The organism is Streptomyces sp. NPDC104367, assembly GCF_055583825.1.
This window is the reverse complement of record NZ_JBVJND010000017.1, coordinates 134,626-158,871: the sequence shown is the minus strand read 5'-3', so window position 1 is coordinate 158,871 and position 24,246 is coordinate 134,626. Positions and strand designations below refer to the sequence as shown.

Below are 24,246 nucleotides of genomic sequence, written 5' to 3'. Positions count from 1 at the left end.
GACTCGGCGTCCCCCGGACCCTCGGATCCGACGCCTCTGAGCCACGCTAAGTCCGCAACCGCCCCGACCTGGTCGTACCGGGGGCTGAACGGGGGCGCCCCCGTGGTACCGCGGTACTACGCCCGGCCGGGCGGTGCGCGGTTCCCGGGCCCGCGGGAACGGGCCGGTGGTGGTCGCGGGCAGCAACGGCAGCGGCGGTTGCGCGCGTTGAGCGGCGGACCGGGCGCCGTACGGCCGGCCGCGGCGCGGACGCGGAACGCGGGGCCGGGCTCTGTCGCGCAAGGTTACGCAAAGGTGGAATATGGACATCAACGGGATGAACTCTTCATGACTCCGTGCATGCCGGGTGAAGCCGTGCCGGCCGGAGCGACCGGCGGGAAGGCGGACCGGAATGCACACACCCTCGACGCCCGACAACTGGGTCCTGCGCTGGGCGGTCAGCGCCAGGAGAGTGCCCCAGGGGGACCGGCTCGCCGGTCTGCTCGTCGACCTGGTCTCCGACACCAGCCCCGTACGCCAGGCCAGTACCGTCACCTTCCCCCTCCACCTCGCGGCCCGCGCGCTGGGCACGGAACCCGGCCGGCTCGGTCTGGCCCTGCGGTCGCTCGCCGAAGCGGGCCTGCTGACCTGGCACACCGACGGCGCCCCCGACGCACCGGAGGTCACCGTGACCCTGCGGCCGCCCGCCGCCACGACGAGCGTCCCCGCCTGAGGGTGCCTAACCTGGATGGGTCAACGCCGGGCTTTCAAGGGGGGACCCGCACCGAGCGGGTGAGCGTCTCGCACCCAACGGCACCGGAAGGCACTCCACCATGGCTACCGCACCCGAGTTCGACACTCCCGTCCTCGACACGATCGCCGCGATGACCATCGACTCCATCGAGCACTGCCACATGGACGAGCGCACGCTCATCCTCAGCCGCATCGCGGCGCTCGTGGCCATGGACGCGCCCGCGATCTCCTACCTGGCCCACATCAACCCCGCGATCAAGGCCCAGTTCACCGTCGAGCAGTTGCAGGACCTCCTCGTCGCGATCGCGCCGGTCGTGGGCACGGCCCGGGTCATGTCGGCCGCGGGCCACATCGCCCAGGCCTTCGGTGTCGCGCTCGCGCTGGCCGACAGCGAGGCCGAGGCGATCGCCCAGGCCGAGGCGCAGAGCCGCGGCACCACCTGAGGCGGGACGCGGGCCGGAACGCGGATGTCCCGTGGCCCCTGGGCGGGGCCACGGGACATCCGCGTCCGGGCGGGTGGGCGGGTGGCGGCTAGGACGACTCGGCGGACCGGCCGGCCCGCCGGGTGAAGCGGCGCAGACCCCGGCGGGTCGGCCTCAGCGGCGCGTCCTCCGGCGCCACCGGCCCCTCGCCCGCGGTCACGGCGGGCGCCCCGGTCACCGCCGCTGCCCCGGCCGCGGACGGCAGGGCCGCCCCGCGCCGTTCGAGCCGGCTGCGGACGGCCTGGGCCATGACCTGGTGGGCCGGTTCCAGCAGCAGGCCCTCCGCCGACAGGTGGTTCCACATGTGCAGCAGCTCCTGCCCCCGGGTCGTCACCTGGCCGTCGTCCAGCAGCCGCTGCCAGGCCGCGGTGGCGCGGGCCACCTCGGGCGCCGCCCGGTTCAGGTCGGTGCGGCAGCGGATGCGGGCGACGGTCAGCGCCAGCACGGTGGAGAGCATGTAGTCGCCCCGCAGATACGCGAGGTACGCCTCGATCGCCCGTGCCTCCAGCGAGAGTTCGTCCTCCGCGCCCCGGCGCAGCGTGAGGTGCTCCCGCAGCGCGCTGGCGAGGACGAACGCGGTGTGCAGCTCCTCGCGCTGCGCGTGCTGGATGATCCGCTCGACGCGGGCGAGCGGCGGGAAGGACTCCTCCTCCGCCGCCGTGCGCTCCCGGCCAGGCGGCAGGTCCTCGTCCTCGGCGATGGTCCGGCTGGAGCCGTCCGGGTACACCCGCAGCCGCGCCACCTGCTGCACGGTGCGGTCGATGACGGTGGCCGCCACCGGGGCCCGCAGGGTGCGGGCGAACATGGCGATGGCGTCGAGGATCGTCTCGTTGGGGGGCCGGGTGCCGCCCATGTCCAGGTAGTGGCCGTTGACCACCGTCGACCCGTCCTCGGCCACATAGGCGTCGAGCCGGATCAGCGGCGGCGCGCTGAGTGCGGGCAGGTTTCCCTCGCCACGGGGTGTCAGTGAGTAGCTCATCCGCTCAGACTCCGGGTCGGACCACACCGACTATCGGCATGGAGGCGGCGGGGGCGGTCGTGACCGTGCGTCCGGGCCGCGGGGCGTGCACGATCTGGCCGTTCCCTATGTACATGCCCACGTGCGTGGCGTCGTAGTAGATGATCAGGTCTCCGGGCCGCACCGAGGACAGACTGACCCGGGTCAGTCCCTGCCACTGTGCCTGCGAGGTACGGGGGATGGGGTGCCCGGCCGCCGCCCACGCGGTGGAGGTGAGCCCCGAGCAGTCGTACGACGAGGGGCCCACGGCGCCCCACACGTACGGCTTGCCTATCTGCGCCAGCGCGAAGTCGACGGCCTTCGCGGCGGCGCCGCTCACCTGGGTCCCGCCGCTCGATCCGTGCCCGGCGGAGGTGCCGTCGCCGGTCCACTTGGACTCGGCCTCCTTCGCCTCTTCCTGCTCCAGCCGGGCCAGTTCGCGGGTCTGGTCCTTCTTCAGCCCCGCCTCGATCCGCTCGGCCTCGGCGATCTTCTTCTCGATCTTCCCCTTCGCCTCGGCCTTGTCCGCGCGGCTGGCCCGCAGGTCCCGCAGCTTCTCCGCGGCGGCATCGGTCTGCCTGCTCAACTCCGCGCGGGCCTTCTTCTGTTCCTCGGAGACGTTGACCAGGCTGCGCAGGGCCTGCCGGGCCTGGGACGCCTCGTCGAGCGCCGTCTCCGGGTGGTCGCCGAGCAGCAACTGGATGCCGGTGGACTCCAGGTTGCCGCCCCGGTACTGCGTCCGCGCGGCCGCGCCCGCGAGGTCGTGCAGGCTGGTCAGCCGGCTCTCGGAACGGGCCAGCTGCTTGCGGAGCGACGACAGCCGCTTCTCCTGCCCGGCCGCCTTCACGTCCGCCGTGTTGTACGCCTCGGTGGCCACCTCCGCCGCGCGGTAGAGGCCGTTCAGTTCGGTCTGGATGTCCTCGATCGACTTGTCGTTCTGCGGGTCGGGTTCGCCCGGAGCCGCGTAACTGGGGCCGGGAAGAAGGGTGATCGCACAGACGAGGGCTGCTAAGGTGGCCCGGCTCCGCAGCCGTCCGCCGCCGGTCGACACGTTGATCAGCTCCATTGTGAGAGGTCGCGTGCAGGCGGCTCAGACGGACGACCGTTCGAGCCTCGAACACAGTACCTCCCTCCGTACGGCTGACCCCCATGTCCCCACGCGTGTCAACCTGTCGTATCCGGTCACAGTGCCAACGAGCCCGGGGGCAAAGGGAATCGCCCCCGAGGGATTCCCAGGGGGGCGACAAGAACCGTGGCCCGTCGGGCGCGTGGGCGGCTAGTTCAGGAAGTCCAGCAGGCGCCGGGTGAGTTCGGCGGGGTGCTCCTCGTAGATCCAGTGGCCGGAGTCGGCGATCACGGCGCCGGTGACGTCGTCGGCGTAGGAGCTCACCTGGGTGGCGACCGCCTCACCGAGGCTGTTGCTCGCGCCGATGGCCAGGACCGGCATGGTGAGCGCGGTCCTGCGGTACTCGGCGTTGTCGGCGATGTCCTGGGGGAAGGCCCGGAACCATTCGAGGCTCGCCCGCAGATGGGCGGGGTCGCGGAGGTACCGGGCGAACTCCCGTACCTGCGCCGGTCCGACCGCGCCCTTGCGCACCTCCAGGGAGTCGATGAAGCCGCCGACCCAGACCTCCTCGTGCCCCTTGATCAGGTTCTCCGGCAGGCCGTTCTCCAGGGCGAAGAACCCGAAGTGCCAGGCGCCCGGGCCCTGTCGGGTCAGCGACGGGTGCTCGTAGAGGCCGTCGTCGGGGACGGGTGCCTCGCTGAGGACCAGCTTCCGGACCCGGTCGGGGTGCGCGGCGGCGTAGGCGTAGGCGACCATCGTCCCGATGTCGTGCCCCACGAGCCGGATGTCCCGGTCGAGTCCGATCTCGTGCAGCAGACCGTGGAGGTCTGCGGCCAGTGTCTTCTTGTCGTAGCCGTCGGCGGGGGCGTCGCTCCTGCCCGCGCCGCGCAGGTCGGGGGCGATGACGGTGTAGTGCCGGCTCAGCTCCGGCAGCAGGTCGCGCCATTCGTACCAGGTCTGCGGAAAGCCGTGCAGCAGGACGAGGGTCGGGCCGTGGCCGCCGCGCACGTAGTTGATGCCGACATCCCCGACCCGCACCCGTTGCTCGGTGAAGCCGGCCGGGACGCGCGGTTCCCCGCCGACGTACGTGTCGTCGTCGTCGCCGTCCGGCGCGGACGCGGACGCCGGCGTGGGCGTGGTCGGCGCGGTGGTCGCGGCCCGGGCGGTGGCGCCGGCGAGCGGGCCGAGCACCGCCAGGTTCAGGAGCCCGACGACGAGCCCTCGGCGGGTTCTCGGGGAGGGCCGGCCGGCGGCCCGGTCCAGCGGGTCTCCGGGGCTCAGGGGGCTTCGGGGCACAGGGGCTCCAATCCGCGGCGACCGGGCGAACGGCGCCATGGGTGGGTGGTCGGGGGTGGTCGGGGGTGGTCGGGGGTGGTCGGAGTGGTCGGAGGGCGGGGTCCGGGGGAGAGGGACGGCGGTCGGTGGGTCCGGTCGCCGGGGCTCAGAGGGAGCGGGCGGCCAGCCAGGCCAGACAGGCGTCGGCGACCTCGCGCCAGCCCTGGTCGATGGTCAGGGAGTGCCCCCGGTCCGGGAACGCGCGCAGGTCCGTGACGGCGGCGGAGTCCCGGTACTGCTTGAGGGTGGCCCGGGTGACGACCTCCGGCACGGTGTGGTCCCTGCCGCCCGCGACGAGCAGCAGCGGGCCGCGGGTGGCGTTGCGGGTGTCGACCGCGGCGGGGGAACGCGGGCTGAAGTTGGCGGTGGCGGCCTCGAAGAGGGGCTTTCCGGGCGCGGGGACGGCCCACTCCGCGTGGAGCCGCCGGGACTCCTCCGCCGTGAGCGTGTTGCCGAAGGCGAACCGGAACTGCTCCTCGGTCAGGGACACGGCCCGACGCCGGTTGCCGGGGTTCCGGAGCACCGGCAGCGCCGAGCGCAGCGAGGACAGCGGCAGCGGCAGAACGCCCTTGACCGGTGCGGCGTCGATGGCCACGGCGGCCTCCGCCAGGTCCAGGCCCAGGAGCTTCTGGGCGATCAGCCCGCCGAAGGAGTGCCCGATCACGACCGGCTTGACGTCCAGGCCGTCGATGACCTTCGCGTAGTGCTCGACGACGTCGTCGATGCCGTGGCCGGCGACCCGGTCGGGATGGGCCCGTGCCTCCTCGACGGTCGCGGGCTCCCCGGGCCAGCCGGGGGCCAGCGGCAGGTAACCCGCTTCTCGCAGGCGGTCGTTCCAGGGCGTCCAGGATGTCGCGTGCAGCCACAGGCCGTGGATCAGCACGACGGGCCGCGGCGTCATGACGCGGCCTCCGGAATCGTTCGGGGTGGGGTCATCGCGGGCTCCTCACGGATTCGGGTGCACCGACGACGGTAGGAAAGTCCGGCCCCGGTCACCCCACGTGTTCGCGTGGGGTGACCGGGGCGCGGTCCGCCTAGCGTCCTCCCGCATGGATCTGAACCTTCAGGGCAAGCGCGCCGTCGTCACCGGTGCGAGCAGGGGCATCGGACTCGCGGTCGTGCGCGCCCTCGCCGCCGAGGGCGTGAGCGTGACGGCGGGCGCGCGCCACGTCGGCGACGGACTGCGGCGGCTGGCCGACGAGCACCACGTCCTGCCGGTGGCGGTGGACCTCGCGACACCGGACGGACCGGCCGCGTTGGTCGACGCCGCCGCCGGCGCGTACGGCGGCCTCGACATCCTGGTCAACAACGTGGGCGCGGTGCATCCGCGGACCGGCGGCTTCCAGTCGGTCACCGACCTCGACTGGCTCGCCACCTTCGAGATCAACTTCCTCTCGGCGGTCCGCACGACCCGGGAGGCGCTGCCGCTGCTGCTCGAAGCCGGCGCCGGCTCGATCGTGACGGTGTCGTCCGTCAACGCGACGCTGCCCGACCCCGTGGTCATCGACTACAGCGCGGCCAAGGCGGCGCTCGCCAGCTTCAGCAAGTCGCTCTCGAAGGAGCTCGGGCCCCGGCGGATCCGCGTCAACACCGTCAGCCCTGGGCCGGTGGCGACCGACCTGTGGCTCGGCGAGCACGGGGTCGCCGAGTCGCTCGCGCGCCTCAACGGGGGCGAGTCGGGGGCGGTGGCCCGCAAGGCGGCCGAACAGTCGGTGACCGGCCGCTTCACCCGCCCCGAGGAGGTCGCCGACCTGGTCCTCCTGCTCACCAGCGACAAGTCGGCCAACGTGACCGGAGCCGACTTCGTCGTCGACGGCGGCCTGAGCGACATGCTCTGAGCCATGGCTATGCGTCGTGGGGCGTGGGGCGCGGGGTGAGGGTCGTGGGGCGCGGGGCGCGGGGCGCGGGGTGTGGGTCGTCGGGCGTGGGTCGTCGGGCGTGCGGCGTGGGTCGTGGGTCGTGGGCCTTCGGCAGTTGGGCGTGCGCCGTCGGGCGTGGGGCGTGCGTCGTCGGCTGTGTGTCGTCGGCCGTGCGTACGTCACGGCGCGGACCGGAGTTTGGCCCGCACCTCGGCCGCCCACGGGGGGTCGATCTCCGTGAGGATGTCGTGGGCCTGTGCCCACGCCGTACGGGCCGCCGCGTCGTCGCCGGTCGCCTCGTGGGTGTCGCCGAGCCGGACCAGGCTGCCGGCCTCGTTGAAGCGGTCGCCGATCCCGCGCAGCATGCCGATGGCCCGCCGGTAACAGGTGCGCGCCCGGCCGAAGTTGCCCAGATGGTGGTGGGCGTAGGCGAGCGTGTCCCAGGCGTTCGCCTCGTTCGAGCCGCCGGGGTCGCCCATCCGCCGGTACAGGGTGAGCGACCGTACGGCGTCGGCCATCGCCCTGTGGTGGTCGCCGAGGACCGCCTCGTACCAGGCGATCGCGTTCATCGCGTCCGCCTGCCCGCTCAGGTGCCCGGCGGCGCGGTAGAGGTCCAGGGCGTGCCGGGTGTGGCGTATCGCCTCGTCGTGCCGCCCGGCACGGGTCATCACCCAGCCGAGGGCGCGTCGCGTGTGCGCCTGGCCGAGGTCGTCGCCCAGCTCCTCGAACAGGGACAGGGCCCGGCGCAGGTGGTCCTCGGCCTCCGGGTAGCGGCGGAGCAGGGAACAGGCCCGCCCGAGGCCGCCGTGGGCGTGCGCGACGCCGACGGGGTCCGCGAGCCGCCGGGCGGTGGCGAGGGCGATGCGCTGGAGGTCCGCCCAGTCGTGCCAGTGCCCGAACCGTTCGTGCACCGGGTCCAGCAGCCGCGCCAGCCGCCAGGCGTGGCCGCCGGGCCCCTCCTCAGCCGCCTGCCGGGTCACCTCCAGCAGCACGAGCCGCTCGGTGCCGAACCAGCGGAGGGCGGCCTCGGCGTCGGCCAGCGGCACCGGGGTGCCCGCCCTGCCAGGCGAAGCGCCGGGCGCGGTGTCGGAGGTCGTGTCGGACGTCGTGTCGGACATCTTCTCGGGTGCCGTGTCCGGTGTCGTGCCCGGTGTCGTGTGCGGTGTCGTGTGCGGTGTCGTGTCCGGCGCGGGGAAGAGCCCCGCCGGATCGAGCAGGGCGGCGCTGGCGTGCGCGGTGAGCAGGTAGTGGTCGAGCATGCGGCGCCGCGCGTCGTGCCGTTCGGACGCGCTGTCGCCCGTCCCGTCCTCGGCGCGCGCGAGTTCGCTGGCGTACGCGCGCAGCAGGTCGTGGAAGCGGTACCGGCCCGGCGCCTCCTCGGTGAGGAGGTGCGTGCGCGTCAGTTCGGCCAGCAGGCCACGGGCCCGGGCGGCCGGCCGGTCGGCGAGCGCGGCGGCCGCGTGCGTCCCGATGTCCGGCCCGGGGTGCAGGGACAGGAGCCGGAACAGCCGGGCCGCCTCGGCGGTCAGCGTCCGGTACGACCAGCCGAAGACCGTCCGCACGTCCGTCGTGGCGTCGAGGCCGTCGAAGGCGTCGAGGCTTCCGTTCGCCTCGACGAGTTCGGCCGCGATGCCGGACAGCGGGAACGTCGGGTTCATCAGGGCGCGGGCCGCGATGACCGACAGCGCCAGCGGCAGACCGCCGCACAGGGCGACGACCGTGTCGACGGCCTCGGGTTCGGCGGCCACCCGGGCGGCCCCGAGGCGTCGTACGAGCGACTGCCTGGCGTCCTTCGGCGACAGCAGGTCCAGGGTGAGCGGGTGCGCGCCGCCGGCCACCACCAGGCTCGTCAGCCGGTTGCGGCTGGTGATCAGGACCAGGCAGCCGGCGGCGCCGGGCAGCAGCGGACGCACCTGGTCGGCGTCGCGCGCGTTGTCCAGCAGGACCAGGACACGGCGGTCGGCGAGCAGGCTCCGGTACAGGGCCGTCTGGGCGTCCGGGCCGTCGGGCATCTGCTTGCGGCTCACGCCCAGGGCCTCCAGGAAACCGCGGACGGCCTCCGCCGGGTCCATGGCCGCGCCGTTGAGGTCGAACCCCCGCAGGTTGACGTAGAGCTGGCCGTCCGGGAACCGGTCCGTCACCCGGTGGGCGACCTGGACGGCCAGGGTCGTCTTGCCCACCCCGGCCATGCCGCCGATCGCGTTGATCACCATGGTCGCCCCGGCTCCACCGGGGCCCGGGGCGGCCGGAAGGTGCCGCAGCATGTGGTCGACCTCGGCCTCGCGGCCCGCGAAGTGCTCGTAGGCGGCCGGGAGTTGGGCAGGGCGGGGGAGCGGCACCAGCAGGTCGTCATGGGCCGGGGGCGCCGTCGCGGGAGCCACGTCGGCCCACCCGGCCGACGCCTCGGCACCCAAGCCCCCGACCGACCCCGCCACGAACCGCACGCTCAACACCTCGCGCCGGCCCGGCGGCAGGTCGTGTTGGCCCGGCAGCGCCTCGCGTCGGCCAGGCAGTACGTCGTATTGGTCTGGCGGCAGACCGCGCTGGCCCGGCGGCACCTCCCGCCGGCCGGGCAGCGCGTCGTATTGGTCTGACGACAGGCTGTGTTGGCCCGGCGGCGCGTCGTATTGGCCTGGCGGCAGACCGTGTTGGCCGGGTAGCAGGTCGCGTCGGCCGGGCAGCGCGTCGCGTCGGCCGGTCAGTACCTCGTGGTGCGCGGCCAGCAGTTCGGGGGAGGGCTCGACGCCCAGCTCCTCGGCCAGCAGCGCCCGGATCCGCCGGTACGTCTCCAGGGCCCGCGCCTGCTGCCCCGCGAGGGCCAGCACCCGGATCAGGCGGGCGTGCAGCGGTTCGTCGAGGGGATGGCCGTCCGCCAGGGACTGGAGATGGGCCAGCACCGGTTCGGCGCGGCCGCAGCGCAGGGCCGCGTCGGCGGCCTCCTTGGCCGTGGCCAGACGTTCGCCGTCGAGCCCCGCGAACACGGGATGGCCGCGGACCCGGTCCGGTGTCCCGGCCGCCGCACGGCCGCGCCACAGCGCCAGGGCCCGCCCGTACGACTCGACGGCGAGGCTCGGGTCCCGCGCCCGGTCGGCCTCCCGGGCCCGCGCGCGCAGTTCACGGAAGCGCAGCAGGTCGAGCGTGTCGACACCGACGTCCAGCCGGTAGCCGAGGCCCTCCCGCAGCAGCCACCGCCCGGCGGCCATCCGGGGCAGCCCCGGCTCCAGCACCCGGCGCAGAGCCCCCGCGTAACGGCGTACGACGTTCACCGCGCTCGACGGCGGGTCCTGCCCCCACAGCGTGTCGACGACCTCCGCGACACCGACGGGCCGGCCGGCGTTCGCCAGCAGCAGCGCCGCGAACGCCTGCTGCTGCGGCGGTCCCAGACGCAGTTCGGCACCGGCCCGCCAGGCGCGCACCGGGCCCAGCACGGCGAACCGCACCTGCTCCGCCGCCGGCCGGCGCTCCCGCCCGCCGGGGACGTCTGCCGTCCGTCCGGCCCAAGTCCCCTGCTCATCGGCCGAGTTCGTCATACGGCGACCGGCCGGGCGCGATGACCGGCGTGGCGCGAGCCGGTGCCCGGACATGCTCTCGCCCTGCTGTACGCGTAGCGCGCCACGGTCCCGCATCTCCCCATTCCGAGGCCCGCCCCGCCTCCGGCTCACAGTACCCCGGCCCGTGGGGCGGGGGACGGGCCCGGACCCGGGAAACGATCAAGGTCGGAAAGTGATCAAGGCCGATCCGGTCCAATTGCCGACGTAATAGACTCCGAACCGTGCGCTTCACGGTGTTGGGGCCCGTCAGAGCCTGGCGAGGCGAAACGGAACTGAACCCGGGGCCGCCCAAGCAGCGAGCCCTGCTGGCACTGCTCCTGGCCCGCGCGGGCGAGCCCGTCCCCGTCCCCGAGATCGTCGATGTGCTGTGGGGCGAGCGCGCGCCGGTCAGCTCCGTCAACGTGGTGCGCCGTCATGCCGGTTCGCTGCGCAGGCTGCTGGCCGCCGACGCGTCCGGACGGACCGCGTCGAGCCGGCTCCAGCGCGGCTCCGGAGGCTACCGGCTGACGCTCGACGCGGGGGAGTCGGACCTCCAGCGGTTCCGCGCCCTGCGCGACGAGGCGCGGGCGGCCCGGAACTCGGGCGACCCCGCGCGGGCCACCGCGTCGCTGATCGAGGCGCTCGCCCTCTGGCACGGCCCCGCGGCCTCGGGAATCCCCCCGGAGGTGCGCGCGCACCCCGTCTTCGCGGCGGTCGACCGGGAGCATCCGGCCGCGGTGAAGGAGGCCGCCGCCGTGGCCCTCGAAGCCGGACCGGAGTACGCCGGGCAGCTGCTGCCGGTCCTCGAACGGGCCGCCGCCGCCCACCCCTTGGACGAGGTGCTGCACGCCGCGCTGGTCACGGCGCTCGCGGTGACCGGGCACCGGGCCGAGGCGCGTGACGCCTACCGGGCCGTCACCGCCCGCCTCGACGGCGAGCTGGGCCTGGACCCGGGACCGGAGCTCCGCGCCGCCGAGCGGCGGCTACCGCGCCCCACCGCAACCGCAACCGGCACCCCCACCGCAACCGCCGATGGCACCACCGCCACCGTCACTGGCGCCCCCGGCGCCCCCGGCGCTCCCGGCGCTCCCGGCGCTCCCGGCGCTCCCGGCGCTCCCGGCGCTCCCGGCGCTCCCGGCGCTCCCGGCGCTCCCGGCGCCCCCGCCCCCACCGCCACCGCCGCTCCCGTCCCCACCGCCCCCCTCGCCCCCACCCCCACCGGCGCCCCCACCCCCACCCCCCGCATCATCCGTCCCGCACAACTCCCCCCGGATCTCGGCCTGTTCACCGGCCGTCAAGCCGAACTGGCTCGGGTGCGGGCCCTCCTGGCGCCACCGGGTGAACGGCAGAACACCGTGGTGATCAGCGCCATCGGCGGGATGGCGGGCGTCGGCAAGACCAGCCTGGCGGTGCACTGGGCCCACCAGGTCGCCGACCGCTTTCCCGACGGGCAGCTCTACGCCGACCTGCGCGGCTTCGCCCCGTCGGCCGCGGTAGCGGATCCCGCCGAGGTGATCCGCGGCTTCCTCGACGCCCTGGGCGTCCCCGCGCACCGCATACCGGCCGGCCTGGACGCCCAGGCCGCCCTCTACCGGAGTCTGCTGGCCGGCCACCGGGTCCTGGTGCTGCTGGACAACGCGCGCGACACGGAGCAGGTCCGCCCGCTCCTGCCGGGCGCCGCCGGCTGCCTCGTCGTCATCACGAGCCGCAACCACCTGCACGCCCTGGTCGCCGTGGACGGCGCCCACCCCCTCTCGCTCGACCTCCTGACCGCCGCGGAGTCCAGGGAGTTCCTCGCCGGACGGCTCGGCGCCGACCGGGTCGCCGGGGAACCGGAGGCGGCCGACGAGATCGCCGCGCTGTGCGGCTCCCTGCCGCTCGCCCTGGCCGTCGTCGGCGCCCGTGCGGCGGCCCGCCCCGACTGGCGCCTCGCCGCCATCGCCGACGACCTGCGCGCGACCCGGGGCAGCCTCGCCGCCTTCGCCCACGACGACCCCGGCACCGACCCCCGTACGGTGTTCTCCTGGTCCTACGACGCGCTCACCCCGGCCGCGGCGAGACTGTTCCGCGTGCTGGCGCTGCACCCCGGCCCCGACGCGTCCACCACGACCGCGGCCGTCCTGCTGGGCCTGCCCGCCAAGGACGTACGCCCGCTGCTCGCCGAACTGGTCGGGGCGCACCTGCTCACCCAGCGCTCGCCGGGCCGGTTCGGCTCCCACGAACTGCTGCGGATCTACGCGGCGGAGCTGGCGGACGCCCACGACGGACCCGAGGACCGGGACGCCGCCCGGCACCGGCTCCTCGACCACCTCCTGCACACCGCCCACCGGGCCGACAGCCTGCTCGCCCCGCACCGGGAACGCCTCGCCCCGCCCCCGGCCGCCCCCGGAGCCGCTCCGGTCGCCTTCGGCAGCCGGGAGGCGGCCGCGGGCTGGCTGAACACCGAGCGTCCCGTCCTCCTCGCGGCCGTGCACGAGGCGGCCCGGTCCGGCCTCGGCGCCCACTGCTGGCGGCTGGCCGCGACACTGGAGCTCTTCCTCGACCGGCACGGCCGATGGCCGGACCAACTCGCCGTCCAGACAGCCGCGTTGCGGGCCGCCGAGCGACTGGGCGACCTGCCGGGACGCGCCCACGCGCACCGCGCCCTCGGCTTCGTCAACGGGCGTCTGGAGCGGCCCGCCGAAGCGGGCGAGCACCTCTTCGCCGCACGGGAGCTGTTCGCCGCCATCGGCGACTCACCCGGGCAGGGCCGCGTCCACCGCTACCTCGCCTTCCAGGCCAACCGCCGAGGCCGTCACCACGAGGCGCTCGACCACTACCGCGAGGCCCACACGCTGTACGGGCAGGCCGGCCACCGCGGCGGACAGGCGGCCATCTGCAACGAGGTCGGCTGGACCCACATCCTGCTCGGCGCCTACGACGAGGCGGTGGACGACTGCCGGCAGGCGATCACCATGCACCGGCTGCTCGGCGACCGCAACGGGGAGGCCGCCGCCTGGGACAGCCTCGGCTATGCCCACCACCACCTCGGCCGCCACCGGCAGGCCCTCGTCTGCTACACCCACGCGCTGACCGCGTACCGCGAGATCCACGACGACTACCTGGAGGCGGACACACTCGTCCACATCGGCGACGCCTGGGAGGCCCACGGCGCCCCGGAACAGGCCGCGGACGCCTGGCGTCGGGCACTGGACATCCTCGACACCATCGCCCACCCCGACGCCGAGCCGGTACGCGACAAGCTCGGCCGCTCCACCGCCCACACCGCCTCCGACTCCGGTGCGCCGCACCGCGGTTGACGGCGGCGGCCACCGGCCGGCGGGCACGTTCACCTTCTCGGCACGGATTGCGCACCCCACCCGGCCTACCGTCACCCGTCGGGGGAGAAACACCGCTCGCAGCCGACCGACCAGCCGGATTCCGGTGGGGGGAAACCGTGCCTACTTCGCCTGGCGGCAGGACGGCCGCTCCGGCCTCCCGCGCCCTGCACCAGCACTTCCTGCGGGTACGACGGGAGATCAGGGGACCGATCGCCGCCGTCGACTCCCGGACGATGTTCGTCAACTCCGCGGCCGCCGGCATCCTCCGCTCCGTGGACCGGCCCGCCCTGTGGGAGTGGGCGAGCCGGGAACTGGCCGGCCGCTCCGAACGGACGGGCTCGTCCGTCGTCCTGCCCTCCGGCGTCCGCGCGGACCACTGCCAGGCGGTCCGGGACGGCGGGGCCCTGCTGGGCGCCCTCGTCTGGCTCCACCGGGACGGCACCGCGCCGCCGCCACCGCCGTCGCCCGGGGACACGGGGGCCGCCCGCGGCTGGGCGGCCCTCACGGTCGCGGAGCGGCGCGTCGCCGAACAGGTCGCCAGGGGACTGACCAACCGGGAGGCCGCGTCAGCGCTCTTCCTCTCGCCCCACACGGTCGACTACCACCTGCGGCACGTCTTCCAGAAGCTGGAGCTGCGGTCGCGCGTCGAACTCGCCGCGCTGCTCGCCAGGTCGGCACGGCCGGGCGCGGAAGAGCCCGCGCGCTGAGCAACGCGCCGGCCCGGCGCGGAGACCGGCGTCACGCCGTGGGCGGCGGTCCGGCGACCCGGAGCTGGAACTCCTGCGCCGACGCCACGATGGCGTCGATGTCGAACAGCGCGGGCGCGCCGTCGAGGTCCGTGACCGGCGAGCCGTTCTTGCGGAACCACTCCTCGATACCGGCGGGCGCGAAGACGGCGGCCATGCGCGACCGCGGCGACCGGACGAGATAGCTGTGCGGAACACCCCGCGGCCCGTACGCGATCTCGCCCGCGCCCAGGTCGTAGCGCTTGTCACCGACGAAGAAGCTGATCTCCCCGTCCAGGACGATCCACACCTCGTCCTCCCCGTCGTGGATGTGCAGCGGCGGCGCCTGCCCCTGGGTCTCGGAGAACTCGAGAACGGACATCGTCCGGTTCGTCCAGGCCCCCGGTACGTGGATGCGCGTCTGTCCCCCGAGGAACCAGAAGGGTTCACCGGCCGTACCGGAGGCGGCGAAGTCGGTCATGGGCGTGCTCCATTCCTTGGTGGGGAACGAAGCTACGAGCCCGCCCGCCCACCCGCCCCACGCAACCGCGTAGTCACCCGTCTCGACGGCGTCGCGCCGGGTGCCCGGCGGACCTGGTGGTCCGCCGGGCACCCGGCGGTGGCGCGTGCGGGGTTCTTCGTCGTACGGCTACCAGTAGTGGCGTCGGCCGGCGACCGCGTGGCCGAAGGAGCCCAGCAGGAACAGGATCAGCCCGATCACGAGCAGGATGATCCCGATCGTCCACAGGATGCCGATGTTGAAGACGAATCCGAGGATGAGGAGGATGACGCCGAGGGCGATCATTGCCTTCTCCTCTCTCTCCGGCCGAGGGGGCGGCCGCTGGTGAGGGTGGGGTGGAGGCCTGCCGGGCCGCTCAGGTGGTCAGCAGGCGGTTGAAGAACGAGCGGTAGTGACGCAGCGCCGTACGCATGGCCTCCGTGTCGGCGTCCGAGCCCCGGTTCCACTGCTCCTCGAGCTCCTTCTTGTGGTCGTCGAAGGTCGTGGCGAGCGTCCGCATGACGTTCGCGACCAGGCTGTCGGCGTCCTCCACGGCGTTGCGCGGGTCGTCGACGAACGCGATCTGGACCTTCTCCCAGCGCTTGCGGAAGTCCTCCTCGTCGTGGGACGTCAGCAGCCGCGGCATCTCGTCCGCGTCCACGGCGGGCCGTTCGTCGCCCTCGCCGGGGTAGACCGGCGGCGTCGGGTCGCTGTTCTGTTCCGTGGCCGTCCCACGGGGCCGTATGAGGTCCTCGGTGGACAGTCCGGTGTCGGTCGTGTGCGGTGTGTGGTCGCGTTCCATGTCGTCTCCGTCGGATCCGGCCGCCCGCGGGTCAGGCCGTGGCGTGGCGGCTCTGACCGCCGTCGATGAGAAGTTCGTCGAAGAGCGCGCGGTAGTGCACCATGGCGCTGCGCAGCTGTTCGGTGGTGGCCTCGTGGGCGCTGCTGAGCGCGTCGATCTCGTGGGCGGCCCGGTAGTGCTCCAGGGTGCGGCCGTGCTCCACCGAGAGATCCTTGAGCTGCTGGTCGTAGTCCCCGGTGGGGTAGCCGCGCGCCTCCATCAACGAGGTCACCAGCCGGTCCGCGTCATGCACGGCGTCCTCGGGCCGGTCGACGAACTCGTGCTGCACGCCGTCCCAGTCCCGGGTGTAGCGCTCCCGGAGACCGTCGGGCAGCGGCTTGATGTCGAGCTTGTCGTGTCGCCTCTCGCGGGTGCTCAGCTCGCGCTCCGCGGCCAGCCGGCTGTCCGCGCCCTCGACCGTCCGGTCGTACTCCGGACCGAACCGCTTGCGCAGCGCCCTGCGCCGCTGGAAGTGGACCAGAGCCAGTGCGATCAGCACGACGACCACCGCGACGGGAATGACGATCGCCAGAATCGTGCTGGTAGACATCGGACCGACCTCCTTTCCGATGAGTCGATGCCCTCCGGGTACCCCATCTGCCTCGAATATTCCGAGGCGTGGAAAGACTTTGCGTGAAGTGAGATCACGCAGAGAGATCACGCAGAGAGATCACGCAGAGAGAACGCGCAGAGAGATCACGTGGCGCCGGGGATTCGCCGTCCGCGGGATGTTTGGCACGGCCGCCCGGGGTCACGCGTCCTGTGGGTCCCGATCGCGAAGCCCGGCGAAAGGAGAAGCGTCATGACGGAGATCCACCATTTCACCACGACGGATTCGGGCGCTCCGGTGGAGAGCGACGAACATTCACTGACCGTCGGCCCCGGCGGGCCGATCCTCCTCCAGGACGCCTATCTGATCGAGCAGATGGCGCAGTTCAACCGGGAACGGATTCCCGAGCGCCAGCCGCACGCGAAGGGCAGCGGCGCCTTCGGCCGGTTCGAGGTCACCGACGACGTCAGCGCCTTCACCAGGGCCGCCCTCTTCCAGCCGGGTACCCGCACCGACCTGGTGGTGCGCTTCTCGACCGTGGCCGGCGAACGCGGCAGCCCGGACACCTGGCGCGACCCGCGCGGCTTCGCGGTGAAGTTCTACACCGCCGAGGGCAACTACGACATGGTCGGCAACAACACGCCGGTGTTCTTCGTGAAGGACCCGATGAAGTTCCAGCACTTCATCCGCTCCCAGAAGCGCCGCGCGGACAGCAACCTGCGCGACCACGACATGCAGTGGGACTTCTGGACGCTCTCCCCCGAGTCCGCCCACCAGGTCACCTGGCTGATGGGCGACCGCGGCATCCCGCGCAGCTGGCGCCACATGAACGGCTACACCTCCCACACCTACATGTGGACCAACGCCGCGGGCGAGCGGTTCTGGGTCAAGTACCACTTCAAGACCGACCAGGGCGTCCAGTGCTTCACCCAGCACGAGGGCGACCAGATGGCCGCCGTCGACACGGACTACCACACGCGGGACCTCTTCGAGCACATCCGCGACGGCGACTTCCCCAGCTGGACCCTGTACGTGCAGGTCATGCCGTACGACGAGGCGGCGGGCTACCGGTTCAACCCGTTCGACCTGACCAAGGTGTGGCCGCACGGCGACTACCCGCTGCTCCCGGTCGGCCGGATGACGCTCGACCGCAACCCGACCGACAACCACGCCGAGATCGAGCAGGCGGCCTTCCAGCCGAACAACCTGGTCCCCGGCATCGGCCCGAGCCCGGACCGGATGCTGCTCGCCCGGCTCTTCTCGTACGCGGACGCGCACCGCCACCGCATCGGCGCCAACTACCAGCAGCTTCCGGTGAACGCCCCGGTCGCCGAGGTCCGTTCCTACTCCAAGGACGGGGCGATGGCCTACCGGAAGACGTCCGATCCGGTCTACGCCCCCAACTCCAAGGGCGGCCCGGCGGCCGACTCGGGCCGCTGCTCCCCGCCGAGCTGGGAGGCCGACGGCGAGATCGTCCGCGCGGCCTACGTGAGTCACCCCGAGGACGACGACTGGGGGCAGCCCGGCACGCTGGTGCGCGAGGTACTGGACGACGCGGCCCGCGACCGGCTGGTCGGCAACGTCGTCGGACACCTCCTGGACGGGGTGAGCGAGCCCGTCCTGGAACGCGCCTTCACGTACTGGTCGAACATCGACGAGAACATCGGAAAACGCATCGCGGACGGTGTGCGGGCGAAGAACCAGGAAAAGGCATAGGAGATTCCCATGAAGGCTCCCCGCGAGAACAAGACGCCTCCGCTCGGCGAGGAAGAACGGCAGAAGTCCGCCGAACAGCGGCACGTCACCGCACCCACACCGCGGGACGTCCGGGAAAAGGCCGAGAAGCATCACCCGCCGGAATTCCCGCCCCGGAACCACGCCTGACCTCCGGCCGCAATCCGACAGGAAGGGGAGAAGCCGCCGTACACCGGCGGCTTTTCCGTACCCCCGCGGCCGCCGGGCGCGTTTCACGGTCTCTCCGCGCGCTCACCGGAGTTCGTACGGCTCCGCGCCGGCCGCGCGTGCCCGTCCCCGTCCCCGTTCCCGTTCCCGTCACCCGGGCCGGCCGGTGGCCTGGGGCGCGGTGCGGTTCCAGCCGTCGGCGAGCAGGTCGAAGACGCGGTCGAGGGCGGTGTCGGGGTCCTGGGAGCCGCGGACGAGGGCGGGAGCCTCCAGGGCGAAGTGGGCCAGCGCCCGGCAGCCCGGATCGTCGGCGGGCAGTCCCGCGTCGTCGGCGATCGCCGCGGCCAGTGCGTGCTCGTGCCGCAGCCACATCCGGCGGGCGTACTCACGCAGTGCCGGGGTGGTGTCGACCAGACGCAGGAAGTCGTCGAAGCGGGGGTCGGTGTGGACCCGCCGGGAGTGTTCGCCCAGCAGCATCCGGTGCAGTGCCTGCGGGACGGACCGGCCGGCGGGGCGCTCGCGGACCGCCGCGACCAGGGCGGCCTCGCGGTCCACGTCCTGGTCGAAGACGAGCGCCTCCTTGCCGTCGGGGAAGTGCTTGAAGAGCGTCGTCACCGAGACGTCGGCCGCGTCGGCGATCTCGCGCACCCCGACCTCGTCGTAGCCCCGCTCGGAGAAGAGCCGCAGGGCCGCGTCCGCGAGGGACTGGCGGGTGGCTGCCTTCTTGCGCTCTCGGCGCCCCATCTCGGTCACTCGGCCACCCTACCGCTTTCGTGGATCCACTCAGAAAGTTTAGCTGTTACGCTTTTTTAGCGGTTGCACCCAGCCGGGTGCCGCCGCGACCCGTTCCTCGCGACCCGTCCGCGGTCCGAGTCACCCGAGGGGAAGGTCCCGATGACGAACAGCACACCCCGGATCTGCGTGGTCGGCGGCGGGCCCGCCGGCCTGACCTGCGCCCGCGTCCTGCAAGGGCACGGCATCGAGGTCACCGTGTACGACGCCGACGACGCCGTGGACTCCCGCGACCCCGGCGGCACGCTCGACCTGCACGCCGACTCCGGGCAGATCGCCCTCGCCGACGCCGGGCTGCTCGACGCCTTCATGGCGCGGGCCCGGCCGGAGGGCCAGGCCAAGACCCGCCGCGACCGGCACGGCACGGTCCTCGCGGAGTTCATCCCGGCCCCCGGCGACGAGGCCGCGCCGGAGATCGACCGCGGCCGGCTGCGCCGTCTGCTCTTCGACCACCTGCGGCCCGGCACCGTCCGCTGGGGCCACCGGCTGGAACGCGTGACCCCGCTGCGCGGCGGCGGGCACCGCCTGGAGTTCGCGGGCGGCGCCTGCGTGGAGGCCGACCTGGTGATCGGGGCCGACGGGGCGTGGTCGAGGGTCCGCCCGCTGGTCAGCGACGCCGTCCCGCACCACCTGGGGGTCTGCTTCCTGGACGCCCGCTTCGACGAGGCCGACTCCCGCCACCCCGAGGTCGCCGGGATCGTCGGCGCCGGCCACATGTTCGCCAACGACGACGACGGCCGCGCGGTGATCCTCCAGCGCAACGGCGACGGCGTGGTCCGCGGCTACATCGCGTTCCGCGCCGCGCCCGACTGGCACGTCGGAGCGGGCGTGGACCTCGCCGACCGGGAGAGCGTCCGCTCCTTCCTGGTGCGGGAGTTCGGCCGCTGGTCGGCGGAGATGCGCGAGCTGATCGTCCGCAACGACGGCGACTACGTACCGCGGTCCTTCCGGGCACTGCCCGCCCCGCTCACCTGGGAGAGCGTCCCGGGGGTCACGCTGATCGGCGACGCGGCGCACCTGATGGCGCCGTTCGGCGGCCACGGCGCCAACCTCGCGATGCTGGACGGCGCGGAGCTGGCGCACGCCGTCAGCCGCGCGGCAGACCTGGGCGAGGCGGTCGCCGACTACGAAACGGCCATGTTCGCCCGCTCCGGGGAACTGGCCGTGAGCTCCAACGACGCCCTGCTGCGGTTCTTCGCCACCACCGACACCCCCCACCTTCCCCCGGACCCCGAGCGGGAGCACCGCGCCTACCTGGCCCGAGCCGACGCCTACCGCGAGGAGCGGGCCCGGCGCGCACGGGAACGCGCCGGGGCCTGAGCGGTCTGGCGCCGGGCGGGATCCGCGAGGTCCGCCGGGACCCCTGCCGAGGGCCCCGGCACGGACCGCGGGGCGTCCTCGCCGGACGGACTAGGCCGTCGAGACGTGGAAGCTCATGACGTCGATCCTGGCGATCGCCCGCCAGTCCTCCGCGCTGTATCCGTCCCAGCCCTTCGCCCTGCGGTCGGCCGGGAACCTCGCGGCCTGGTCCGAGCCGACGAGGACGAGCAGGTAGGTCTCGCTGATCCCCTCGACGCCGGGATAGCCGACCGAGTGGTCGTCGTCCTCCCAGCAGCCGCCGGACGTGAGGCTGACGGGCGTGCCCGGATAGAAGCGGCCGTTTCCCGGGTGTCCGAACTCGTCCTTCGAATCAGGGTCGGGCCGGGTGACGAGATAGAGGACCTGGCCTGCCGGGACGTCGAGACTCATCTGCCCCTTGACGCTGATCTCGGGGCTCCTGGCCGGGCCGCCCACCTGTGTGTAGACGCTCGGTGCGACACGGTTCGCGAAGAGCGTCTCGTTGTAGCGCCGCGACGGCGGCCGGTCCCAGGAGTCCGCGAGCCGTCGCAGGTCGCAGGGGTCTGCGGGCTCCGTGCCGGGCCCGGCCGCGACGGCTGTGGAGACCGTCGGGGCGCCCGGGTCCCCCGGGGTGCCGCCGTCCCGGGCGAACCAGGCTCCGGCGGCCGCGGCCGCCACGGCCGCGAACGCGCTGATGGCCGCGATCACGATCCTGGTCCTGTTCTCGCTCCTGCCGCCGTCACCCCGTGGTTCGTCGCTCCTGGTGTCGCCACCGGAGCCTGCGTCTGTATGTGTCACTTTCGTCCCCCTCGTGCAGGAGTCCGTAATATCAGCGCTTTGTCTGCCCGGTAAGGGAGTGCGGGGGCGGGGAGGGGCGTGGATCGGCGCACCGCACGCCCTTCTGTTCATGTGACGTGGATCACTTGTTAAAAACCTGGTACATCCGGGTTTCATGGCCGAGAGTCATCGACACATCGAAGGCCGCGTCGCGGGTCCCTTCACCGCGTGAATGAAACGTTTCATGCCGTGGAGGTCCGCGGTTGCGGTCGATCGGCCCGCTCGATCACCCAAAAAGTGACAAGGATGCGACGCCTCCGGCGGTCGTGCTGCCCACGTGCGACCTTTCCGGTCAAGTGAATCGATTCAATCCCGTGTTCCCTCGCAGCCGCGCCCTCGGCGATCCGGCTGGGAAACGCCCGTGGCGGACCCGCCTCCGCAACGTTCGAAGGAGTTGCTCCATGTCCTCAACCCCAGAGGCCTCGCGCAGATCGGTGCTGGCCGCCGGCGCCGCGCTGGCGGCGATCGGCACCGTCCCGCTGTCCGGGGTCGCGTCGGCCGCCCCGCGGGGACCGAAGCAGACGTCCGGCAAGGGCCCGGTCCAGGGCGTGTTCGGGGCGGACACCGCTGTCCGCAGGCGGCCGATGTTCCGCTACTGGTGGCCGGGCGGCGGCATCACGCCGCAGGAGGTCACCAAGGAGGTCGAGGCGATGGCCGCGGCCGGCTTCGGCGGCTTCGAGATCGGCGACGTCCGCAACAGCGAGATGCAGGCCATGCCCGTGCAGCAGTACGGCTGGGGCACCCCGTCCTGGCAGGACGGGGTCACGGCGGCGCTGCGCGCGGCGGCCCGGCACGGCATGCAGGCCGACCTCACCATCGGCCCGTACTGGCCGGCGGTCGTCCCGGGCGTCCTGCCCGACGACGACGCGGCCATGAAGGAACTGACCTACGGCCAGGCCGTCGTCGACGGCGGAACCACCTTCGACGCCGACCTCCCCGCCCCCCACCAGCAGCCGAGCGGTGTCAAGGAGGGCCTGCCCGCGGTCACCGTCACCAACGTCGTGCAGGCCGTGCACGCCGCCAGGATCTCGGGCTCCGGCACGGCCTCCCCGCTGGTCCTGGAGGAGTCGACCGTCATCGACATCACCGCCAGGGCGAGCGGCGGCAAGCTGAAGTGGACGGCTCCCGCGGGCGGCCGCTGGGCGGTGATCGTCAGCTACTCGCGCGGCACCGCCATGATCGAGAAGCAGGCCTACTACCAGGGCTACTACTACTCCTTCACCGACCCCCGGGCCTACGTGGTGGACCACTTCGGGACCAAGGGCAGCCGGGCCGTCACCGACTGGTGGGACAAGAAGCTCCTCACCGCCGAGATGCGCGGACTGCTGCGCCGGACCGGCGGCAACTTCTTCGAGGACTCGCTGGAGTTCAACGTCGAGGTGCACTGGACGCCCCGCATGCTCACGGAGTTCGCCAAGCGCCGCGGCTACTCCCTGAAGCCGTACCTGTTCCTCGCGCACGGCGACGCGGAGGCCGTCTACACCTTCACCACCGGCCGGACCGCCGAGCGGGTGCGCTGGGACTACAACCAGACGCTCAGCGACCTGTTCGTCGAGAACCACGTCACCGTCCTCGACGACTGGGCCGGCACGCTCAACATGAGCTTCCGCAACCAGGCGTACGGCGCACCCCTCGACACCGCCTACTCCTCGGCCCGCACGGGCGTCCCGGAGGGCGAGTCGCTCGCCTTCGGCAGCAAGCCGGACTCCTTCCGCCTGGTGGCCGCGGGCCGTGACGTCGGCCGTACCGGCACGATCCTGTCCAGCGAGATGGGCGCCAACATGAACGGCGCCTTCCGGCTGACCCTGGCCGACCTGATCTCCACGGCCAACCCCGGCTACGCGCTCGGCGTCAACCAGGTGCGCATCCACGGCTTCCCCTACGCCTCCTCGCCGGGCGGCCAGTGGCCCGGCTTCTACCCGTGGGCGCCGATGGGCGTGCCGATCAACTTCGCCGAGGCGTGGGGCCCGCGGCAGCCCCAGTGGCAGGTCATCGACGGCGCGTCCGGCTACCTGGCGCGGGTGCAGACGATTCTCCAGTCCGGCACCAGCAAGGTCGACCTCGCCGTCTACCGCGAGGCCTTCGACTCCGCCGACACCGTCTTCGACGACGGCTCGGTCTCCGACGCCGGTTTCTCCTACCAGCTGCTGAGCTGGGGCCTGCTCGGTCTCTCCGCGGCCGGGAAGGTGCGCAAGGGCCGGCTGGCGCCCGACGGCCCCGCCTACAAGGCGCTCGTCGTGCCCGCCCTGTCCACCGTCCTCCTGGACAGCGCCCGCCGCGTCCTCGGCCTGGCCAGGGCGGGCCTCCCCGTCGTCCTGGTGGGCGCCCTTCCCGCGGCGAGCACGGGGCTGGCGAACGCGGCCGCCGACGACAAGGCCCTCGCCTCGGTCCTCAAGGAGCTGAAGGCCGCCTCCCGGGTCGCCACCGCCGCCACGGTCGCCGACGTGCCGGCCGCGCTGGCCGGGCTCGGGGTGAAGGCGTCCGGCGCGCCCGCCGGCATCACCGGCCTGCTGCACGCCCGCCGCGACGACGGCGACACCACCTACTACTTCCTGCTCAACGACTCGTCCGCCGCCGTGTCCGGGACGGTCACCCTGGAGGCGGAGGGGCAGCCCCACCGGATCGACCCCTGGAGCGGCCGCGTCATCCCGCTGGGCGTCTACGACGACCGCACGAAGGGATACGTCACCGTCCCGGTCGAGGCCAGGGCCGGGGAAGCGGTGGTCATCGCGGTCGGCGGCGGCCACCGGTTCGGCTGCGACACCAGGAGCCTGCACGCGGTCAGCGCCGGCACGGACGTGCGGCACACCGCGTCCGGGCTGGTCGCCCGTGCCTCGGCCGCCGGGACCTACACCGCCACGCTGAGCAACGGCCGCAGGGCGAGCGCGAAGATCGGCAGCCTGCCGGCCGCGCTGGTCCCGGACACCTGGAAGCTCGACGTCGAGGACTGGAGCCCCACCCACCCCGGAGCGACCCTCACGGACGCGGTGGCCACCACCAGGACCCACCACCGGTTCACCCTCGACAAGCTCGTCTCCTGGCAGAGCCTCGACGGGCTGGGCGACTCCTCCGGCATCGGCACCTACACCGCGACCTTCGCCGTCCCCGCCTCCTGGAAGTCGGGCGTGGCGGGAGCCGTCCTCGACCTCGGGTCCTTCGGCGCGGGCAGCGCCAAGGTCGCCCTGGACGGCGAGGAGCTGGCCCCGGTCAACCAGATCCACCCGGTCGTCGACCTGGGCGCCCTGAAGCCGGGCACCCACACCGTCGTCGTCACGGTCGCCACGACCCTGATGAACCGCCTGAAGCAGTTCCGTCCCACCGTCTACACCGCCGCCAAGCAGGACTACGGCCTGCTCGGCCCGGTCACCGTCACCCCGTACGGGGAGGCGCCCCTGAGCTGACCGGCGGCGGGGGCGGGCGTCGCCGCGCGTCCGCCCCCGA

At 73.3% G+C, this 24,246-nt stretch carries 20 protein-coding genes; 9 read left to right on the top strand and 11 right to left on the bottom strand.

Annotated features, from left to right (window positions below):
- The first annotated feature begins 391 nt into the window (after window positions 1–391).
- Together ACZ619_RS25570 and ACZ619_RS25565 are read left to right on the top strand one after the other, a co-directional pair.
- Entirely contained in the window at window positions 392–712 is a 321-nt protein-coding gene (locus tag ACZ619_RS25570) for a hypothetical protein (RefSeq protein ID WP_469603182.1), read from the top strand.
- A gap of 100 nt (window positions 713–812) precedes the next feature.
- Window positions 813–1,175, top strand: coding sequence for a carboxymuconolactone decarboxylase (locus ACZ619_RS25565; protein ID WP_469603179.1), 363 nt, complete (start codon window positions 813–815; stop codon window positions 1,173–1,175).
- 88 nt (window positions 1,176–1,263) lie between these two features.
- Here the strand turns inward: ACZ619_RS25565 and ACZ619_RS25560 are convergent, their stop codons facing one another.
- From ACZ619_RS25560 to ACZ619_RS25545, 4 genes are all read right to left on the bottom strand, one after another.
- Complete coding sequence (locus ACZ619_RS25560; RefSeq protein ID WP_469603178.1) at window positions 1,264–2,193, bottom strand: hypothetical protein; 930 nt, start codon at window positions 2,191–2,193, stop codon at window positions 1,264–1,266.
- Between the two features lie 4 nt (window positions 2,194–2,197).
- Window positions 2,198–3,277, bottom strand: coding sequence for a C40 family peptidase (locus ACZ619_RS25555; protein WP_469603175.1), 1,080 nt, complete (start codon window positions 3,275–3,277; stop codon window positions 2,198–2,200).
- A 210-nt stretch (window positions 3,278–3,487) separates the two neighbouring features.
- On the bottom strand, window positions 3,488–4,573 hold the full coding sequence (locus tag ACZ619_RS25550) for an alpha/beta fold hydrolase (protein ID WP_469603172.1): 1,086 nt from the start codon (window positions 4,571–4,573) through the stop codon (window positions 3,488–3,490).
- Between the two features lie 145 nt (window positions 4,574–4,718).
- Window positions 4,719–5,513, bottom strand: a complete 795-nt coding sequence (locus ACZ619_RS25545; RefSeq protein WP_469603170.1) for an alpha/beta hydrolase — start codon at window positions 5,511–5,513, stop codon at window positions 4,719–4,721.
- 148 nt (window positions 5,514–5,661) lie between these two features.
- Between ACZ619_RS25545 and ACZ619_RS25540 the strand changes: the two genes are divergently transcribed.
- Window positions 5,662–6,450, top strand: coding sequence for an SDR family NAD(P)-dependent oxidoreductase (locus ACZ619_RS25540; protein WP_469603167.1), 789 nt, complete (start codon window positions 5,662–5,664; stop codon window positions 6,448–6,450).
- A gap of 200 nt (window positions 6,451–6,650) precedes the next feature.
- On the opposite strand, the gene ACZ619_RS25535 is transcribed toward ACZ619_RS25540, so the two are convergent.
- The gene (locus ACZ619_RS25535; protein WP_469603164.1) at window positions 6,651–10,001 is read right to left on the bottom strand and encodes an AfsR/SARP family transcriptional regulator; all 3,351 of its coding nucleotides are present in this window, start codon (window positions 9,999–10,001) and stop codon (window positions 6,651–6,653) included.
- A 242-nt stretch (window positions 10,002–10,243) separates the two neighbouring features.
- On the opposite strand from ACZ619_RS25535, the gene ACZ619_RS25530 reads away from it, so the two are divergent.
- Window positions 10,244–13,300 carry an AfsR/SARP family transcriptional regulator gene (locus ACZ619_RS25530; protein WP_469603162.1) on the top strand — a complete coding sequence of 1,019 codons (3,057 nt, stop codon included), beginning with the start codon at window positions 10,244–10,246 and terminating at the stop codon, window positions 13,298–13,300.
- Window positions 13,301–13,437: 137 nt separating this feature from the next.
- Window positions 13,438–14,028 (top strand): helix-turn-helix transcriptional regulator, encoded by a 591-nt coding sequence (locus ACZ619_RS25525; RefSeq protein ID WP_469603159.1) that lies wholly within the window; start codon window positions 13,438–13,440, stop codon window positions 14,026–14,028.
- A gap of 31 nt (window positions 14,029–14,059) precedes the next feature.
- Here the strand turns inward: ACZ619_RS25525 and ACZ619_RS25520 are convergent, their stop codons facing one another.
- The 4 genes from ACZ619_RS25520 to ACZ619_RS25505 form a co-directional block, all read right to left on the bottom strand.
- On the bottom strand, window positions 14,060–14,527 hold the full coding sequence (locus ACZ619_RS25520; RefSeq protein WP_469603156.1) for a cupin domain-containing protein: 468 nt from the start codon (window positions 14,525–14,527) through the stop codon (window positions 14,060–14,062).
- 168 nt (window positions 14,528–14,695) lie between these two features.
- Entirely contained in the window at window positions 14,696–14,851 is a 156-nt protein-coding gene (locus ACZ619_RS25515) for a DUF6131 family protein (RefSeq protein ID WP_469603154.1), read from the bottom strand.
- 70 nt (window positions 14,852–14,921) lie between these two features.
- Window positions 14,922–15,347 carry a hypothetical protein gene (locus ACZ619_RS25510; protein WP_469603151.1) on the bottom strand — a complete coding sequence of 142 codons (426 nt, stop codon included), beginning with the start codon at window positions 15,345–15,347 and terminating at the stop codon, window positions 14,922–14,924.
- 31 nt (window positions 15,348–15,378) lie between these two features.
- Window positions 15,379–15,936, bottom strand: coding sequence for a hypothetical protein (locus ACZ619_RS25505; protein ID WP_469603149.1), 558 nt, complete (start codon window positions 15,934–15,936; stop codon window positions 15,379–15,381).
- A gap of 252 nt (window positions 15,937–16,188) precedes the next feature.
- On the opposite strand from ACZ619_RS25505, the gene ACZ619_RS25500 reads away from it, so the two are divergent.
- Entirely contained in the window at window positions 16,189–17,652 is a 1,464-nt protein-coding gene (locus tag ACZ619_RS25500) for a catalase (protein WP_469603147.1), read from the top strand.
- 9 nt (window positions 17,653–17,661) lie between these two features.
- Window positions 17,662–17,820 carry a hypothetical protein gene (locus ACZ619_RS25495; RefSeq protein WP_469603145.1) on the top strand — a complete coding sequence of 53 codons (159 nt, stop codon included), beginning with the start codon at window positions 17,662–17,664 and terminating at the stop codon, window positions 17,818–17,820.
- A 168-nt stretch (window positions 17,821–17,988) separates the two neighbouring features.
- Here ACZ619_RS25495 and ACZ619_RS25490 read toward each other — a convergent pair whose 3' ends face one another.
- Window positions 17,989–18,582, bottom strand: a complete 594-nt coding sequence (locus tag ACZ619_RS25490; RefSeq protein WP_469603292.1) for a TetR/AcrR family transcriptional regulator — start codon at window positions 18,580–18,582, stop codon at window positions 17,989–17,991.
- Window positions 18,583–18,732: 150 nt separating this feature from the next.
- Between ACZ619_RS25490 and ACZ619_RS25485 the strand changes: the two genes are divergently transcribed.
- A complete protein-coding gene (locus tag ACZ619_RS25485) occupies window positions 18,733–19,950 on the top strand; it encodes an FAD-dependent oxidoreductase (RefSeq protein WP_469603142.1) in 1,218 nt (405 codons plus the stop codon).
- Between the two features lie 90 nt (window positions 19,951–20,040).
- Here the strand turns inward: ACZ619_RS25485 and ACZ619_RS25480 are convergent, their stop codons facing one another.
- Window positions 20,041–20,676 carry a hypothetical protein gene (locus tag ACZ619_RS25480; protein ID WP_469603140.1) on the bottom strand — a complete coding sequence of 212 codons (636 nt, stop codon included), beginning with the start codon at window positions 20,674–20,676 and terminating at the stop codon, window positions 20,041–20,043.
- Window positions 20,677–21,206: 530 nt separating this feature from the next.
- Between ACZ619_RS25480 and ACZ619_RS25475 the strand changes: the two genes are divergently transcribed.
- On the top strand, window positions 21,207–24,206 hold the full coding sequence (locus ACZ619_RS25475; protein WP_469603137.1) for a glycosyl hydrolase: 3,000 nt from the start codon (window positions 21,207–21,209) through the stop codon (window positions 24,204–24,206).
- Window positions 24,207–24,246 lie beyond the last annotated feature (40 nt).

Bases quoted from the DNA above. Each gene is read 5' to 3' on its own strand.
- ACZ619_RS25570 (WP_469603182.1), top strand. From the start codon at position 392: ATGCACACACCCTCGACGCCCGACAACTGGGTCCTGCGCTGGGCGGTC.
- ACZ619_RS25565 (WP_469603179.1), top strand. From the start codon at position 813: ATGGCTACCGCACCCGAGTTCGACACTCCCGTCCTCGACACGATCGCC.
- ACZ619_RS25560 (WP_469603178.1), bottom strand. From the start codon at position 2,193: ATGAGCTACTCACTGACACCCCGTGGCGAGGGAAACCTGCCCGCACTC.
- ACZ619_RS25555 (WP_469603175.1), bottom strand. From the start codon at position 3,277: ATGGAGCTGATCAACGTGTCGACCGGCGGCGGACGGCTGCGGAGCCGG.
- ACZ619_RS25545 (WP_469603170.1), bottom strand. From the start codon at position 5,513: ATGACGCCGCGGCCCGTCGTGCTGATCCACGGCCTGTGGCTGCACGCG.
- ACZ619_RS25540 (WP_469603167.1), top strand. From the start codon at position 5,662: ATGGATCTGAACCTTCAGGGCAAGCGCGCCGTCGTCACCGGTGCGAGC.
- ACZ619_RS25535 (WP_469603164.1), bottom strand. From the start codon at position 10,001: ATGACGAACTCGGCCGATGAGCAGGGGACTTGGGCCGGACGGACGGCA.
- ACZ619_RS25520 (WP_469603156.1), bottom strand. From the start codon at position 14,527: ATGACCGACTTCGCCGCCTCCGGTACGGCCGGTGAACCCTTCTGGTTC.
- ACZ619_RS25515 (WP_469603154.1), bottom strand. From the start codon at position 14,851: ATGATCGCCCTCGGCGTCATCCTCCTCATCCTCGGATTCGTCTTCAAC.
- ACZ619_RS25510 (WP_469603151.1), bottom strand. From the start codon at position 15,347: ATGGAACGCGACCACACACCGCACACGACCGACACCGGACTGTCCACC.
- ACZ619_RS25505 (WP_469603149.1), bottom strand. From the start codon at position 15,936: ATGTCTACCAGCACGATTCTGGCGATCGTCATTCCCGTCGCGGTGGTC.
- ACZ619_RS25500 (WP_469603147.1), top strand. From the start codon at position 16,189: ATGACGGAGATCCACCATTTCACCACGACGGATTCGGGCGCTCCGGTG.
- ACZ619_RS25495 (WP_469603145.1), top strand. From the start codon at position 17,662: ATGAAGGCTCCCCGCGAGAACAAGACGCCTCCGCTCGGCGAGGAAGAA.
- ACZ619_RS25490 (WP_469603292.1), bottom strand. From the start codon at position 18,582: ATGGGGCGCCGAGAGCGCAAGAAGGCAGCCACCCGCCAGTCCCTCGCG.
- ACZ619_RS25485 (WP_469603142.1), top strand. From the start codon at position 18,733: ATGACGAACAGCACACCCCGGATCTGCGTGGTCGGCGGCGGGCCCGCC.
- ACZ619_RS25475 (WP_469603137.1), top strand. From the start codon at position 21,207: ATGTCCTCAACCCCAGAGGCCTCGCGCAGATCGGTGCTGGCCGCCGGC.